13 protein-coding genes are annotated in these 16930 nt (G+C 48.9%); 9 read left to right on the plus strand and 4 right to left on the minus strand.

Going from position 1 to position 16930, the window contains the following annotated elements; all coding sequences use genetic code 11:
- Positions 1–447: 447 nt before the first annotated feature.
- From ACIDITHRIX25_RS87365 to ACIDITHRIX25_RS87380, 4 genes are all read right to left on the minus strand, one after another.
- Positions 448–834, minus strand: coding sequence for a tetratricopeptide repeat protein (locus ACIDITHRIX25_RS87365; protein WP_201732250.1), 387 nt, complete (start codon positions 832–834; stop codon positions 448–450).
- Between the two features lie 5 nt (positions 835–839).
- Positions 840–1358: a tetratricopeptide repeat protein gene (locus ACIDITHRIX25_RS87370; RefSeq protein WP_052603907.1), complete on the minus strand. Its 519-nt coding sequence runs from the start codon at positions 1356–1358 to the stop codon at positions 840–842.
- Positions 1355–2380, minus strand: a complete 1026-nt coding sequence (locus ACIDITHRIX25_RS87375) for an IS630 family transposase (protein ID WP_201732178.1) — start codon at positions 2378–2380, stop codon at positions 1355–1357. Before ACIDITHRIX25_RS87375 ends, ACIDITHRIX25_RS87370 begins: the two co-directional genes overlap by 4 nt.
- Positions 2381–2443: 63 nt before the next feature.
- A complete protein-coding gene (locus ACIDITHRIX25_RS87380; protein WP_201732251.1) occupies positions 2444–4759 on the minus strand; it encodes a trypsin-like peptidase domain-containing protein in 2316 nt (771 codons plus the stop codon).
- A 906-nt stretch (positions 4760–5665) separates the two neighbouring features.
- Here ACIDITHRIX25_RS87380 and ACIDITHRIX25_RS87385 point away from each other — a divergent pair.
- The 9 genes from ACIDITHRIX25_RS87385 to ftsW all read left to right on the plus strand — a co-directional run bounded on the left by ACIDITHRIX25_RS87385 (position 5666) and on the right by ftsW (position 16733).
- Positions 5666–6358: a lipoyl protein ligase domain-containing protein gene (locus tag ACIDITHRIX25_RS87385; protein WP_052603910.1), complete on the plus strand. Its 693-nt coding sequence runs from the start codon at positions 5666–5668 to the stop codon at positions 6356–6358.
- Positions 6359–6748: 390 nt separating this feature from the next.
- Positions 6749–7309 (plus strand): division/cell wall cluster transcriptional repressor MraZ, encoded by a 561-nt coding sequence (locus ACIDITHRIX25_RS87390; RefSeq protein WP_052603912.1) that lies wholly within the window; start codon positions 6749–6751, stop codon positions 7307–7309.
- On the plus strand, positions 7296–8315 hold the full coding sequence (gene rsmH / locus ACIDITHRIX25_RS87395) for a 16S rRNA (cytosine(1402)-N(4))-methyltransferase RsmH (protein ID WP_052603913.1): 1020 nt from the start codon (positions 7296–7298) through the stop codon (positions 8313–8315). Before ACIDITHRIX25_RS87390 ends, rsmH begins: the two co-directional genes overlap by 14 nt.
- A complete protein-coding gene (locus tag ACIDITHRIX25_RS87400; protein WP_052603914.1) occupies positions 8312–9241 on the plus strand; it encodes a hypothetical protein in 930 nt (309 codons plus the stop codon). Before rsmH ends, ACIDITHRIX25_RS87400 begins: the two co-directional genes overlap by 4 nt.
- A 2-nt stretch (positions 9242–9243) precedes the next feature.
- The gene (locus ACIDITHRIX25_RS87405) at positions 9244–11301 is read left to right on the plus strand and encodes a peptidoglycan D,D-transpeptidase FtsI family protein (RefSeq protein WP_201732252.1); all 2058 of its coding nucleotides are present in this window, start codon (positions 9244–9246) and stop codon (positions 11299–11301) included.
- Between the two features lie 26 nt (positions 11302–11327).
- The gene (locus ACIDITHRIX25_RS87410) at positions 11328–12827 is read left to right on the plus strand and encodes a UDP-N-acetylmuramoyl-L-alanyl-D-glutamate--2,6-diaminopimelate ligase (protein WP_201732253.1); all 1500 of its coding nucleotides are present in this window, start codon (positions 11328–11330) and stop codon (positions 12825–12827) included.
- A complete protein-coding gene (gene mraY, locus ACIDITHRIX25_RS87415) occupies positions 12824–13864 on the plus strand; it encodes a phospho-N-acetylmuramoyl-pentapeptide-transferase (RefSeq protein WP_052603917.1) in 1041 nt (346 codons plus the stop codon). The genes ACIDITHRIX25_RS87410 and mraY overlap by 4 nt, the downstream gene beginning before the upstream one ends.
- Before the next feature lie 91 nt (positions 13865–13955).
- Positions 13956–15293 (plus strand): UDP-N-acetylmuramoyl-L-alanine--D-glutamate ligase, encoded by a 1338-nt coding sequence (gene murD / locus ACIDITHRIX25_RS87420; protein ID WP_201732254.1) that lies wholly within the window; start codon positions 13956–13958, stop codon positions 15291–15293.
- A 72-nt stretch (positions 15294–15365) separates the two neighbouring features.
- The gene (ftsW, locus tag ACIDITHRIX25_RS87425) at positions 15366–16733 is read left to right on the plus strand and encodes a putative lipid II flippase FtsW (protein ID WP_052603919.1); all 1368 of its coding nucleotides are present in this window, start codon (positions 15366–15368) and stop codon (positions 16731–16733) included.
- Positions 16734–16930: the final 197 nt, after the last annotated feature.

A 16930-nucleotide genomic window follows, 5' to 3' on the forward strand; every position in this document is an offset into this window, starting at 1 on the left:
GGGTAGTCACAACCAAATAGCCAGAGCGGGAGACCCTGTTGGCCATTTGGTTGTTATAACGATGATGTGTTCGACCACCGTCGCTTTCCAAAAGCGCTTTGGAGGACATGGAATCAACGGGAGCTGATGGCAAGCACCACCAGCTCCAATGCTACTGAAATCCCCTGGGATCAAAGTTCCGAAGTTAGATGCGTTGGAGTTGCGTATTTTTAGATTTTCGAACTCAGTGACAGTTCTTCCAAGTTCCTCTCTACTCATTCCTTGGCATCGTCTCTGACTCAGACTTGTTTTTCGCGCCGAGACCCAGTTGTTGCAGTCGTGCACCTTTGTTTACCGCCTGTTTACCGCCGCTGTCGCCACCAATTCGCGTATCTTTGGTGTCGGATCGTCTCCAAAGCGAGCCACCATCTCGTCATAGACTTCGAGTGCGTCCACGGGGTAACCGATTTATTCTAGAGATTCACTCATGTACTCTGCCGCTGTCGCCACCAATTCGCGTATCTTTGGTGTCGGATCGTCTCCAAAGCGAGCCACCACTTCGTCGTAGAGTTCGGCTGCATCTTCGATCTGACTAAGTTCGCCCAGTGTTATGTATCTAGTCACCATCGCCATGGCGACCAATTCGCGTATCTCTGGCGTCGGATCGTCTCCAAAGCGAGCCACCACTTCGTCGTAGAGTTCGGCTGCCTCGTCTAGCTGATCAGTTTGACTTAGCATTAAGCCCTTGGACAATAGCGCCGAGGCGACTAATTCGCGTATCTCTGGTGTCGGATCATCTCCAAAGCGGTCCATCACCTCGTCGTATGCCTCTACTGCCTCGTCGAACTGATCCATTTGACCTAGGGTGTACCTTTTGAGAGCAGCGCATCAAAAACCACCTCGCGTATTTCTGGCGTCGGATCGTCTCCATGGCGAGCCACCACTTCGTTGAAGACCGCGATCGCATCTTCGTGCTGATCGTTTAGAGTTAGCGTTACTCCCCTGGAGTACATCGTCCTAACAACCAATTCATGTATCTCTGGCGTCGGATCATCTCCAAAGTTAGTATCCACTTCATTGAAGACCGCAGTTGCATCTTCGGGCTGACCATTTTGACCTAGTAGTATGCCCATGGATAGTAGTGCTGTCGCTACCAATTCGCGTATCTTTGGTGTCGGATCGTTTCCAAAGCGATTAACTACTGAATTAAATACCGTGACCGCATCTCGGGGTCGACTCGATTCCTTTAATACCACGGCCTTGGCCATCAGCGCATGCACAACCAATTCATGTATCTCTGGCGTCGGATCATCTCCAAAGCGATTAACTACTGCATTGAAGACCGTGACCGCATCTCGGAGCCGACCTATAGAGCTCACACTCTGACTTGCTCCTTGAAATCAAGTAAAGAGTATGGGAATGTCGTCGTGTTGAGATAGTCGACTAATTCCTTTGTGACTGGTTCAATCTTGGGAATGAAGCGATTGTGGGTTACAGCAGAGCGCCCTTGCTTCCAAACGTGTTCCTGGGGATTGAGTTGCGGAGAATACGGAGGGAAATGGACTGCTTCGATGTGATGCTCCCTAATTGCCTCTTGAGCGACGCTCCCTCTGTGCCATCCTGCCCCATCCCATATAAGCAGAATCTTCTCTCTTGGGTAGATCTTGCGGATCGCCAGCAGTATGGCCGCTGTTTCATGCATAGTCTGGCGCTCTGTTGCAAATGCATGCTCCTTGCCTGTCTTGAGGTTCAAAAACCCATAGATGCTCCGGTTCATTCTGGTTCCATTGGTCTCAATTACAGCTGGTGTGGTTCCTTTCGGTATCCACACTTTCTGAGTAGTTGTCGCCTGAGTGAGAACCATCTCGTCTTCACAGAGAATCACCGTATCTGGATCAGAGAATGCCTCTTTCAGACGTTCTTGCTGCTCGTCTTTCCATTCAGCTACCGCTTGTGGATCAGCCTTCTCGTACTGTTTGCCCGGCAGATGGAAGCTGAACTTACTTTCCCGAAACAGAACGTAATAGCTAGTCCTAGAGGCATAGAGAACACCGTATCTGCGCTTGAGTACTGTAGCCAGGATCCGTGTTGACCAAAACGGGGAACTGCTATAGCCGTGGTCATTGGGAGTTGTAGTCGTGAGCATGATTGCCACTTCATCTCTTTGAGACTTTGAGAGAAGTACCGGAGCGTTGTTATGGCGCTTGTCCTTGAATGCCTCAGTGCCAACGCTGCGGAATGACCGTCGAATTCGCTGTACATGCTTGACAGAGAGGCCTGTCCTGTTGAGGGGACTCCCATCTTCAAGGGTGAGAACTGCCAGCGCCCGCTTATATTCGTCGATGTTTTCAGTCTTCGCCATGAATGCTTCAATAGTGGCGAGTTCCTCGGGTGTAAGCATGTCATGAGAAGATTAACACACTTTACAAGAAATTAAAAGGGCTCATTGGAGCATTTCAGAGTGTTATGCGATTAATTCCTCTAGTGCAATACCCTTGGCTAACAGCGCCTTGACAACCAATTCGCGTATCTCCGGCGTCCGATCGTCTCCAAAGCGATTAACTACTGCATTAAATATTGGGACCGCATCTCGGAACCGACCCAATTCCCCGAGTGTCGCGCCTTTGGATGATAGCGCCCCGACGGCCACCTCGTGTGTCTCTGGTGTTGGATCATCTCCAAAGCGAGCTATCACCTCGTCATAGACCTCGGCTGCAGCTTCGTGCTGACCGTATTGACCTAGCGCTGCACCTTTTGAGAAAAGTGCCCCGACGGCCACCTCGTGTGTCTCTGGTGTTGGATCATCTCCAAAGCGAGCTATCACCTCGTCATAGATCGCAATTGCATCTTTGTGGCGGCCCTGTTCGCTACATAACATTCCCATAGTGAGCATTGCCCTAGAGTTGCCACCATCGGAGAGGGGACGCCAGGCCGATTCAGCCCACTTGGAATTCGACTGATTGCAGGCAAATAGTCCAATTGTAAATCTTTCGTCATCTGAGCCCACAGCATCTAGTGTGGCACGCCAAATCGCATCGGGAACTTCGGCGGTTATGCTTTTTGCATCTTCATCCTGGAGGTAGTTATGGACTTTTAGATAGGTATCATCTACCTTGGATAGAAGTGACTGGCTTGACATGCGGCCTTTGCCAACGACTGGTTCCGTTGCCCAAGTAAGTGCATCACTTACTTCTTGTTCGTCAGGGGCTAGAGAAAGTGCGATCGACTCAGTGAGCAAGGAAGTGGCTGTGGCAATTGCAATTGGCCTAGCATTGCCGGTACGGTACCAATCCAACACGGTACGCACTAGTTGATAACGATAAGGTTTGTCATCATTTGATTTTGCTATCCTGAGTTTGTCTGCTAGTTCCGTTCCAGCTGCACACCAAACACTTGGGGAGTTGTTCTTCTTGACCCACTGGCGGAGAGCTTTATTTTTGACATGATTTTGGAGTTCTGATCGCTCTTTTTTGCTCCAGCTGTTTGACCATTCTTTCTGTAATACTAAAGTTTTGTGCATCTTGGCATCACCGAAGGGTTTATGCATCTCTAGTTGATTTTGTCGAATGGTGCCAATTACTACTAAGCCTTCGCTAAGCAGCTCGCTGATTGTGCCTTTGAAATTTAACCCCACATAGTTCTCTACATCCTCTAGCCAGACCACTGCTGGTTTGATTGAATCTAGAGGCAACTCTAAAAGCTGACTGAACAAAGTAGCCTTTGGGCATAGGAGATGGTAGTTAGCAAGCTTGGCTTTGGCTAGTTCTGCCATTGAGCGTGATTTGCCGGAAGCAGAACTACCAACGATTAATAACATGCGGTGACTAGATATGGCTTCATCGAGAGCTTTTGTTAGTTCACCATCTTGGTCTCGTTTGGTATAGTCCAAATAGGCAGGCTCACCAATGATATTTGCACGCTTCACCCCGAAGGCCTCTAATTCGGCTTCACCAAGAGTAATAGGTAGTCCGCTAGCACCGAGACAGACACCTTGGAGGAGTTCTTCGATAAGTGGTGCAGCCTCTATTTCGACTGGTATTGGGTGTCCCAACAACTTCGTGAAGCCTTCGGCTAGGCCAGGCGAGTCACTTATAGCATCAGCTAATGGAGTTACAAAAAGACGATGAGTATCCCGCTCTTGATCGACAGAAGCTACAACACCTACCAATCGTCCAGCGGACAAGATGACTCCACTACCCGACATCTCCTGCCAACCTTTACTTGTTTTGGGGTGAGATCTATCAACATCCAAGAGAAAGGTACGCTTGGGCAAGGTCTTTTTATTGGTCTGGGCAGGCTTTGCTTGGTTTGTAAGAAGTAATGTCCCTAGAGCTTGTTCGCTCTGGTAAATATCCTCAGATGGAAGGCCCGATTCACTAGGTTGGATAGCGGTCTCAGGGAAACCCAAAACTTCGCAATTATGTTCGGCATCCCCATCTAGCATTACGACTTGTGGCGATGGAGAATTGGGTTTTTGCCATTGATTGTCACTTTTTGGGTCATCAACTTGTAACAGCGCAAGGTCCCAATCTAAGTCGTGACTTATAACTTTCATGGTCGCCCAAGAAGATGTTGTCGCACCTTGTTTGACCATCCGAGCCAGAATCGTACCCCCATTTAGTGCACCTGCAATAACGTGACGGGCAGTTAGTACTCCATCATCTCCAATGATCACTCCCGTTCCAGCTTGACTCTGGGGTTCATCGGCTAATACTTTTGCTCGAGGCTTATGGGAGCCTGCCCAAACTTGGGCTAAACGATCATTCCAAGGGCTTGTCATATCTATTCCTATCTACATGACTTAACTTGATTGGCAGCGACATTCAATGGGGAGGATTTGCTGTTTTTTATAGAGGCCGGGTTTGAACGTCAGCAAAACGCTCTGTGTTTGAGGATTGAGTACCTCTGGCATTTAGTGCGTACTAGGGAACTGCACCAGAGACGTCGTTGGCGGACTTGATTGCAGCCTGAAAAGCTATTGTAAGCCCTGACAGCTCCAAGCAAATGGGTTTGCTCGCACTGTTTGCCCAAGCCGTCTCAAGTTCGTTCCGAAGTGCTCTATTGCAACAGCTAATTCCACCTCATCTTCTACCTTAGCGATCTCTTTCATCAAAATTACTACTTAGTCAGTCCCATCAAATCCATCTAATAAACCCTAAGCAATGCTACCGCTATAAATAATGCTCCTTCATATCCAGCAGGAGATCTTGCTTATATCGGTTTTTGTACCGGCTATTTATTTGTGGTCTGCTGTTGATCTGGGACGTCTCTTTTTCTATGGGTGATTTTGAGCCCTATTCGCCATGGCGTCTAGGGTCATTATAAAAGTTGAAAATATGATATCCAACTTCATATTTCGATTCTTCAGTTAATTCTTTGTTTTCAAATTAGATAAATGAGCAACCATATCGTCGAAATGTGCTCTGAATAATCGACGGAATTAAGTTACTATTCGATGAGCAGCTTTCAAGGTGCTTCGAGACCCTCGCTAAGGATTCGTTGAACTTTTGAAAGTGGAACCGTTGGTCGTTACCACAGGTCACAAAGAGACGTTCTTCCAACCAGCCGGAGAATTCTGGGCATTTTGGCCTTATTCGTTACATTCGTTGGCATTTGTAACGTTAGAGTTTTAAGGTGAAAGGCTTCTAAAAACCATACTAAGGTGTCTGTGCTGGAGTGGCTATAGGTGAAGGGTGGCCCCTTGGTGGGATTTGAATTGCATGTCGTCGAAGGTGGTGCCGCAGACTTTCACCGAGACCATATCATACCACCGCTCACGCGCAGCGTGTTTGTGTCTCGCCTTCAACGGCCAGCTATCATACTTGGTTCAACCCAAAAACTGTCCGATGATATGGTATCAAAAGCCAAGGAAATCGACTTTGAACTGGTTCGACGATCTTCGGGCGGCACAGGTGTCATTGCGCTTCCTCACGAATGTGTCTGGATCGATATCTCTTTTCCTGTAGATGATCCTCTAATTGAGGCAAATGTGAGTAGATCGTTTGACCTAGTTGCGCGAGGGTGGTTCGACGCACTTTCTTTTTTGGGTGTTTCTGGCCTTGAGGTCAAAGGTCGACCGATCGTGATGGACCCATTGGCTTCACAAGTCTGCTTTACCAGCAAAGCTCCGGGTGAGATCTTGGTCGGCGGCAGGAAGCTAGTAGGAATGGCGCAACGACGAAGTCGCCACGCGTGTTTTATTCACACGATGTGTTACATAAAATTTCCTTACGATCTAACATCGCAACTCCTATTGGGAGAGATTGATAGTGTAGATCACCTACGTCAGATGGTAACAGATCTCATCGATGTAGCGCCTTGGGTTGCCCAAAGCGATGATCTTACGATTGGCAATCTTATCGGAGAGGCAATCTTTTAGCACTTAGATCCAGGTTGAAGGATCTCTAACCTTTTGTCGCCTAAACGTGGCGCTGCCTTGCTTTTGAGCCTTTTCCTGGCTAAGGGCATCTTGTTGCAAATAGGACTTAGATTTTGCTGGAGCAAACTGTGCTAATTGATCTTCGATAGTTGTGGCTTTCATTCGTTGAGATCTGGCGCAATTGACAAAATCACCTTTTGAATGATCGTATCGACTCATTAGTGGGGGCTTGTTTCCCTAAAGCGTCCTTTGGGGGACGTGGGCAATCGTTCCCCGTCCCCCCCCCCGATTTTATATTCCTAATCTAATCGTTACTTTCGTGCTCATTTGCGCGACAAGTTGTACTTCGAGATGGGAGATTTTCTACCAATTGCATCCTAAATCGCCCCTATGAATTCACGCCGGGCATTTGGTCACCCACAATTTGTGATATTGCGAGGTCAAGTGCTTGAAAATTGCTTGACAGTGGGTGAATATGGTGTAGAGTGGGTCATTAGGGATGATTGTGGGGCAAATGTTCGAAAGGGGGTACTGATGGCAGGCACGTTGAGCCATTTCATTGGTACTCATGAACATTCGCTCGATGCGAAGGGACGTATCACGCTCCCGTCACGCTTCCGCAGCAATCTTGGCGACGCCTGTGTAATTTCAGTTTCCCAATATGGAGATAAGTGTCTAGTTCTTTGGCGCATGAGCGATTTTGACGACTATTGCGCTATTCAACGAGCGAAAGATATTAGCGATATCGACGTAAGACGACCTGTCAAGGTCTGGCTGGCGGATACGTTTGACCAGGAGATAGATGCCAGCGGTCGTCTAGCCATCCCGCAGCGATTGCGAAATATGGCAGATTTGACCCGTGAGGTCGTCGTCATAGGTGCGCTCGACACCATTGAGCTGTGGTCTCCATCCAACTGGGATGAATTTAGGGGTGTTAATGCAGCATCCTAACTTTGAATTTGCTCCTGGAGAGTTTTCATCTTCATATCACGCGCCAGTTATGTGGCGCGAAGTGGTGGAGATCTTCGGCGATCTTGGCGGAACTGTTCTGGATGGGACGCTTGGCGGAGGGGGTCATAGCCATTCCATTTTGGCCAACCTAGCTGCCATGCGAGTTATTGGGATAGATCGAGACCAAGACGCGATTGACTTTTCGATTGCGCGTCTCTCGGCCTTTGAAGGACGGTTCTTGAGCTTCAAGGCGCCTTTTTCAAAGCTCGCCGATCTACTTCGCGGTGCTGAAGCAGAGAGTTTTATGGCAGAATCACCGCTAGTGGGCGGTCTCTTTGACTTTGGTGTGAGTTCACATCAATTCGATAGTGCCGAGCGAGGGTTTTCCTTGCGTTTGGATGGTGCTTTAGATATGAGGATGGACAGGGATTCCCAATTGGATGCGATTGGGGTTTTGTCAAATATCTCCGAAAACCAACTAGCCGATGCAATACGTGCAAATGGCGAAGGTCGATATGCCAAGGCTTTGGCTAGGGCGATAAAGATGGAGATTCGCGCTGGCTTGTCGAGCACCTTTGAACTAAGTGAATTGATAGACCGAGTTCTTCCTAAGGGATATACCAAGGGAAGACGTGATTCTCAGGCGCGGGTGTTTCAAGCTATACGGGTTTTGGTGAATGTTGAGATGGAGGAGCTTTCCTCTCTTCTTGAAAATATCCCTGAGGTTTTTCCTGTTGGTTCGCACGTCGTTTTTATCTCTTATCATTCCGGGGAAGATGCAAAGGTCAAATCCTTTATCTCTTTGATGCTAAAGGGAGATTGTCACTGTCTGGCCCAGCTTGGATGTGTCTGTGGAGCAGTAGCCCGAGCGCGGTCAATTGTTCGATTGGCAACCGCTAAAGAAGATGAAGTCGCTATAAATCCCAGGAGTCGCTCGGCCAAGATGCGAGCGATTGAGTTCATCGAGCCGATCGCTATTTCAACGATAAAAGGACGGTCAAAATGAGCCAGATCGAGCATTTAGACGACTTTGAAAGTGCAAGGCTAAGCTCATTCGAGGAGTGGCTCTCGGGTCGCAGCTTTCGTGAAAGTCCGTCTTTGACTAGAACCGCTACAGATCAGGTTCCACTCGTTCACGGGCTTCCAACTGTTCCCAAGGAGAGCTCCACCGAAGGCTCGCCTTCACATCTGCGAACTTCCTCGGGTGGTGGCAGGGCCCGCCGAACAAGATTTAGCGGGGTTGCCATAAACGCACCTATCGAAAGAGTTGATTCGCCGCCGACTCCGCAACCTCTAACACATGCGCCTCGCCACTTAAAGTCACTTCCAACAGGTAAGACATTTAGGAATTCGCGGCGGAATGTGCTTTTGCGACGTGTCTATCTAGGCATCGCGATAGTAGTTTTGTTTGGCGGTATCTTCGTCTCGGTCATGGCTAGGGCAGAGATTGCAAAGATGCAGTTAGAGGTAAACACTATCGCACCAGAGATTGCATCTTTGACTACGACAAATAATGAGCTAGCCCTTCGCAGCGAGGCCCTTTCTGCGCCAGCTCGGATTGCGCAATATGCCCAGACTAAGTTGCATATGGTCTTTTCATCTGGACCTGGAACCACTTCGACCTATACGAATAGTTCCGGAATTTCCCCCACCTCGACCCCTCTTTCTCTCTATTACACTCCTGGCGGAAGTGCTCCAGTTACCACGAATGTCTCTGGATCCAAGGTTGTGAAGACAGCTGCTCCTTCAAGTGCGTCGTCATCTGCCACTGCTGCTACACAGGTTGCATCTGGTAGCTCTTCGTCTTCGGTTTCAGCGAGCTCGTCGGCGTCGGCGACCACCCAGCCGTCAGCTGCTTCGACTACTACTACTTCGGCGCCTATTCGTACGATTACAATGCAGAGCTCAAAGACGGCCCGCAATGGAGGTTGACTGTGGCCAGATTTCCACGTTTAGGTAAAGATAACACTTTAGGTAAAGATAACAAGGGTGGGGGCGGTAGGCCAGCTTCACCATCGCCAAAGTCGCGCTCGTATCAGCGCGACTTTGAGCCTAGCGCTTTTAAAGGGGCTGGCCCAAAGGGTCATAGAGGCCTTTCATGGCTTCCAGTCTCTCGTTCGCGCGTCGGCTTTATTAAGGTAGTTTCACTCTTGGTCTTAGGCGCCCTTATCGTTCGCCTTAGCGTAGTTAGTCTTGCACCATCTACGAATTACCGACTATTGGCAGCTGGAGAGGGCTACTCAATCTTTAAAATCACTCCGTCAAGAGGAACTATTTTTGATTCGTCAGGTAACGTTTTGGCCGTATCAGAGCCTCGTTATACTGTTGTCGCGGACCCCTTACAAGTTAAGAATCCAATTGCGGAGTCGCAGATTCTTTCTTCTATTTTGGCGATTTCACCATCGGTTATTCGTGCTCATTTGGTGGCCAGTGGCCAGTTTCAATATATCGCCCATCAGATAACTCAAAGTCAGACCGCAAAGATAAATAAAGAGCTTTCGTCACTGGCGGGGATCGCTTTAATCCAAGAGCCTCTTCGAGTGCGTCCTAATCAGGCGATGGCGGCATCGGTTATCGGTGGTGTCTCAACGTTCAACGGGGGAGTGGGCGGGATTGAACAGAGTTACAACTCTCTGCTCACTGGAACTCCAGGAACCGAATTAGTCAATACTGCTCCTTCGGGGGGTGCACTTCCGGGTGGAACCAAGATCTTGACTCCATCGCGACAGGGAAAGAATCTCACAACTACCTTAAATACTGCTATTCAACTTCAGACTGAAACGGCTCTTTCGAATGAGATGGTGGCCACTCAGGCACGGGCTGGCGTTGCAATAGTTATGAATCCGACAAATGGCAATATTTTGGCGATGGCTAATCTGGTAGCTGGCGCACCTCCCACCTCAAGTGCGTTGACTGGCGAAGCTCCAATAAACCTTCCTCAGCCTAAATTTACCTTTACTCAACAGTCTTCGATCAATATGGCTGTTGACTACGTCTATGAGCCAGGTTCGGTCGCCAAGATTGCCACCTTTGCGGCCGCCCTCTCTAGGGGGATAATCACCCCTGGAACAGAGATGGTTGTTCCAGATCAAATAATTGTTGGTGGTACTAACTTCCACGACGCTGAAGTTCATCCGCCTACAATTATGACCCCTAAGGATATCTTGGCGCAATCCTCTAATGTCGGCACAATCACCATCGCTTCGCATCTCACTCCCCATGAGATCAATGCATCGTTTCGCAATTTTGGGTGGGGTGTGGCATCGGGATTGAATCTTCCTGGAGAGTCTTTGGGGTTTTTGGATCCGTCTAAGAAGTGGTCAGGAACAGCTCCTGGCTCAGCGCCAATTGGCCAGGATGAAGCAGTGACCCCTCTGCAAGTTATTGACTCCTATAACGCTATTGCCAACGGGGGCGTCATGGCAACTCCTCGACTTGTACAAGCAGTGGGAACCACACCAGCAAAGGTAATAAAGCGCAGGGTAATATCGAAACCCCTAGCATCGGTGATGACTGGACTTCTAAGTGGTGTAACTGGTGCTAACGGGACAGCGCCAGCCGCGACGGTATCAGGTTTTTCGATATCGGGTAAGACCGGAACTGCATCGATTGCCTATCCGAACGGAAGAGCTGGCTACATTCCCCATCAATACATGGCTACCTTTGTTGGATTTACGACCGATTCTTCGGTTCCCCTATCGGAGATGGTAGTCCTGACTGAGCCGAATCAACTCTATGGTGGCCTTACCGCGGCAAAAGTCTTTTCATCAAGCATGACATATGCCCTATACCATCTTGGCGCTAAGGTTGTAGCCCCTTCGACTCCTCCTTCCTCGTCAATAGTGACTAGGCCAACGGTAAATTCGAAAGTTCCTGGGACGGCCATTTCAACCTGCTCGCTTCCGCTTGCTCGTTTTGGTGCTAGTTTGATCGCCACAAAGTGCCTAGGAACCACTCAGGCTCCACTAATATCTCGTATTCGGCTTGATTAGGTAGCGGTATCATGGATCACTGTGAGTTGTTAGACTGGGCAAGCCGGGAACTAAAAAATGCATTTCTCTTTGAGGAGGATCTCATTCGATTATCGAGGCTACTCATGGCTGCAGGGATCGGTGATTTTGCTCACCACTGCCCAGATCGCGAAGTTACCGGGATTACCATCGATTCTCGAAAGGTGACCCCTGGTAATCTTTTTGTTGGTCTTCCAGGAAGAAGTTATGATGGCGCCACATTTGCGAGGGATGCCTTAAGTCGTGGTGCCTGTAGTGCGATTATCAGTGATTATCACAAAGACGATCTAGAGGCTGAACTGGAGGGTCTGTTAGTCATTGAAAGGCTGGATCGTAAAGTTTTAGCTGATCTTGTCTATGCGTTCTATGGTGATATCTCAGAAAAAATTAGACTTATAGGTGTAACTGGAACCAACGGCAAGACAACTATCACCCATATGGTTGCACACGTCTTAAATGTGCTTGGTTCACCATCTCGAGTGATTGGTACCTTAAATGGTGAGCTCACGACCCCCGAGTCGCCTGAACTGTTTAGCAGGATCGCAAGTGCCATCTCAGATGGTGCCTCCAACCTGGCGATGGAGGCGTCCTCGATCGCGATCGATCAGGGGCGAATCAATAACCTCACCTTTTTCGTCTCGGTCTTTACTAATCTCACTCCAGATCACCTTGACTATCATGGCGACATAGAGAGCTATTTTTTAGCCAAAACCAAGCTCTTCCAGGGCGGTCGAAGCCGTTTTTGTGTGATCAACAGAGATACTCCATATGGACTTAGACTGCTTTTGTCTGGCAACATTTCGGGCACTAGCTATAGCATAAGTGACGCGACAGATCTTTCCTTGAAGATGAGTGAGATCACCTTCACCTACTGCGGTCGTGGCTTTATGGTTCCATTGACCGGAGAACATAACCTTTCAAATTCGCTTGGGGCAATTGAGGTCCTTCGATTGATGGGTTTTGGACTTGGGGAGATCTCTAGCGCCCTATCCACCTTTAGTGGGGTTCCAGGACGGCTAGAGCTAGTTAGTGGTGACGATCCAACCCGGGTCTTTGTTGACTATGCGCACTCTCCCGATGCTCTAGAGCATGTTCTTTCCTCGCTAAAGAATCTTTTAGAGGATGAGGGTCGTCTTATTTTGGTCTTCGGAGCTGGTGGTAATCGCGACTCTATCAAGCGTTCACTGATGGGTGAGGTAGCTGGCAGGTACGCAGATATGGTCGTTGTGACCAATGACAATCCTCGAAATGAGGATCCCAAAGCGATAGCTATGGCGATATTGGCCGGTTTGAGCGATTCTAAAAGAGACGTTCCCAGCGTCGTTATCTACGATCGTCGTAGCGCAATTGAGCATGCGATTATGGCTGCGGGCGATAAGGACGTTGTTTTGATTGCAGGCAAGGGCCATGAACGCTATCAATTGATTGGACCTAATCGTTTTGAATTTATCGATGGTGACGTGGCTCGATTGGTTTTGAATTTAAAGAGGCAGGAGCTGATAACGTGATCGCGATTCTTGTCTCGTCGGCACTTGCATTTTTGGTTGCTGTCCTGGCAACCAGTTATCTGATTAAGTTTTTACGGGCCTATAAGATTGGCCAGCAGATCAGAGAAGATGGGCCAAAGCGTCACGTCTCTAAGGCTGGAACCCCAACGATGGGTGGCATTGTAATTTTACTGGGAGTTCTAGTCGGATATTTGGGAGCTCATGCCAACTTGGGAATTCCAATCTCCTCTGGTGGCTTGCTCGTTCTGTTTGCTGCTCTTGGAGCGGGGTTGGTTGGCTTCTTGGACGACTTTATCAAGATCAGGAAGGCTCGTTCCCTTGGTCTTACAAAGTCGGCCAAGATCCTTGGTCAGATTATTGTGGCAGGCCTCTTCGCCTTTGGCGCCCACTTTTGGGCACATGTGCCATCGTCGATCGACTTTGTGCGTTTCAGTGGTTTTGCTTTCCACGTTCCCGTCTGGGCTTGGATAGTCTTTGCGACCTTGGTAGTCATAGGTTCTTCAAATGCCGTCAATCTGACTGATGGATTGGATGGATTGGCCGCAGGATCGGCAATCTTTGCCTTTGGGTGCTTGACGATTATTGGATATTGGCAATTCCGTCACGAATCTGTCTATCACGTCTCTAGTGCTATCGATATAGGAATAATAACCGTAGCGATGTGTGGGGCTTTAGCTGGATTTCTATGGTGGAATGCTGCGCCCGCAAAGATATTTATGGGAGATACGGGCTCCTTAGCGATTGGGGCGGCCTTAGGAGCTACCACACTGATCATGGGGCTAGATCTTTGGCTGGCTATTCTTGCGGGGCTATTTGTTATCGTAACATTGAGCGTGGTTATTCAGGTCATCTCATTTAGAGTATTTCATCGTCGTGTCTTTAGGATGGCACCACTTCACCATCACTTTGAATTGATTGGATGGCCCGAAACGACAGTTATCGTCCGTTTTTGGATGATGGCCGGAATCTTTACAGCGATCGCGCTTGGCCTTTTCTATGCTGACTTTCTCTCTATTGGAAATCTGATCAAACAATGATTGAGCCTACGACCCCATCTTTAGCAGAGGGCATATCCATGGATCGTTGCGGTTGGTTGCGACACGCTACCTTGGGACCTCGAGGTGGCCGATGAAGCCTTTGACCCAGGAGAACCAAGGTGATTCAGCGACTGGACATTCTAGCCAATCAATTCTGGTGGGAGGCTACGGACGCGCGGGTAAGAGCGCGGTAAGGCTAGCAAGACAACTTGGATGCAACGTGATAGTCTTTGAGTCGAATTTGGCTATCGATCTTCCTGGAGATCTGAGCGTGATTCGAGATGAAAATGAACTTGCGGATCTGATCGTCGATGTTGATAAGGTCATCGTCTCCCCGGGTATAGAACCAACCCATGGTCTCTTTAGCGATCCATCAAAGGTTCAAAGTGAGATGGCTTTCGCCAGAGAGCGCATTACTTCACCTATTATCGCTATTACGGGGACGAATGGAAAGACGACTGTATCAACGCTATTGGCTGAGATGGCTGAGCGATCGGGGAGCAGCGTTAGGGCTCTTGGAAATATCGGAACGCCCCTAAGTGAGGCTGTTGGTTCTAATCTTGACCTTATAGTACTTGAAGCCTCCTCTTTTCAATTGGCCTATACCTCTAACCTTGCACCTATTCAGGCGGCGATTTTAAACTTTGCCCCTGACCACCTGGATTGGCATGGCTCTATTGAGCACTATCTAGCTTCGAAGATGCGAATCGTTGAGGGGATGGATGACGATGCGCAGGTTTGGATTTCGAACTTCTCACCCGAAGTATCTGGCTCCTTGGACGCTATCGGGCGTTCCTACAGGCAGATTTTAGGCGAGGGTGGCGACATCTTTGAGAACGAGTTGATAGTTCTAGGGCGATCGATCGGGCCGATCTCTGACCTCAAGAGACAGTTCAACCACGATTTGACGAACTTTCTATTTGCAGGTGCGATAGCAGCCTCCTTTGGTTGTGACTACGATGCAATTCGTTCAACGTGCCTTGAATTTGAGGGGTTGGCCCATCGTATGCAATACGTTGGCTCCTTTGGGGGGTATCAGGTCTTTGATGACTCCAAGGCAACCACTCCGGATGCTGTTATCTGTGACATGGAGTCTCTGCAGGACGTGGTCTTGATTGCAGGTGGCAAGAACAAGGGGTTGGACCTATCGGTTTTGGCGATTTTGGCACCAAAGTTACGTGGTGTAGTTGCAATCGGAGAGTCCGCAAGTGATATTGAAGGTGCCTTTGTGGGTCACGACCTTTCTGTCGTGCGAGCTTTCTCTATGGCTGATGCGGTCGAAGGTGCCTTTGGTATGGCTCAAATGGGTGATTCCATCGTTCTTTCACCTGGTTGTACCTCCTGGGATTGGTACTCTTCCTACGTTGAGCGAGGCTTGGACTTTCAGAGTTCAATTAAAAAAAGTGCTCGGTTGCGTGGGCTGATATGAGAGTTTTTGGTTCATGATGTTAGGTCGTTGTATCTTATCCCATGATTTGAGTGGGGTTTCGGAGGAACTGGTATGAATTTGGATTCAAAGGCAAAGCCGGATCGAAGATTTCATCTGATCAGCGGTGGCAACTCCAACGTCTCGACAGCGGAATCGAATTTGGAGACTGATCAGGAAGATCTACCTGGCGAGGTATCTGGTTCGGAGTCCGATTCGGGCCATGGCATTTTTTCTCGCAGGCGCACTAGTGGGCGTTTAGGGACTCTATCTCTCGATGGAATGGGCTATGACGAACTAGAGGATGAGTTAAGTCAGAGCGATCGCATCTATGAGCGAAGCTCGCTTAGTTTTTCATTAATCGCTCTGGTTTTGGTCCTTCTCTTGGTTGGCTCTGCCATGGTCCTATCAACGTCATTCGTCCCTTCACTTGGTTTAAAGGGTTCGGGCTCTCCCTTTTCGATCTTTGAACGCCAGGCGATCTGGATCGTGATGGGCTTGTTTCTATTCTTTGGTATCGCTCGAATCAACCCCAAGCGAATTGCACCATTTGCTCGATTGGGAATTGTTCCAGCCATAGTATTTCTAATAATTGTGCTTGTGCCAGGCGTGGGACTTGCTGTAGGTGGGGCCAAGCGATGGCTTGGGATCTCCTTCTTACGTTTTCAGCCCTCTGAATTTGCGAAGTTAGCTGTCATCTTGTACCTGGCTGGCTTCTTTACGCCGGCGGTTCCTATTCGTTTGCAACGATTTTCAAAGGCTCTTCCGGCTATATTGCTGGTTGGATTGATCTGTGGTCAGGTTCTGCTTGAGCCCGATATGGGTACCGCCATGGTGGTCGGATCGATTCTGATTGGGATGCTCTTTCTAGCGGGTATGCGTATGAGGGTCTTTGCACCATTTGCCTTCGCAACTATTTGCCTTGCCACAGTGGCAGCGCTTGCTCGAAGTTATCGACGCCAGAGACTCCTCTCATTTCTTCATCCTTGGCAGAATCGGTTGAGCTACTCCTATCAGGAGGTACAGGGGCTTGTTGCATTTGCTACAGGTGGAGTTCATGGTGTTGGAATCGGCGCCGGTTCAGCAAAGTGGGGGTACCTGCCCAACAGCCAGACGGACTTTATTTTCGCTGTAATTGGCCAAGAAGCCGGTGTAATCGGCGGTCTTTTTGTGCTTGGACTATTGGCAGGTTTGACCTATGCCATCTTTAGGGTGGGGCTGAGAGCGCCAAGTCGGTTTGAGTTTTTGGTTTGTATAGGCATGGCTCTTTGGGTGGGGAGCCAAACACTGCTAAATATTGGCGCTGTTTTGGGTCTCTTGCCCGTGACCGGGGTTCCCTTGCCGTTGATCTCTGCCGGAGGCTCCTCGCTCCTCTTTATGATGGCTGGCCTTGGAATAGTTCTAGGGGTTGCTCGTCATAGTGATCCATCTCTGCGACGTTAATACCAGCATCTGATTGATACGGAGCTGATTAATACAGAGCGAAATAGCCGACTTTTGGTTATTCCCAGCGGGTGATTATAATGTTGAACCCAGTTGAATCGTGGTTTAGCTTTGTCTGTGGCTTTGTCTTGCGATTTGAAGATAAAAGGTAGCTCTTTTGTTTTTATCAAAGCGCGCCGGAAAACCCCGTCCGTAAG

This window comes from Acidithrix sp. C25, assembly GCF_904848545.2.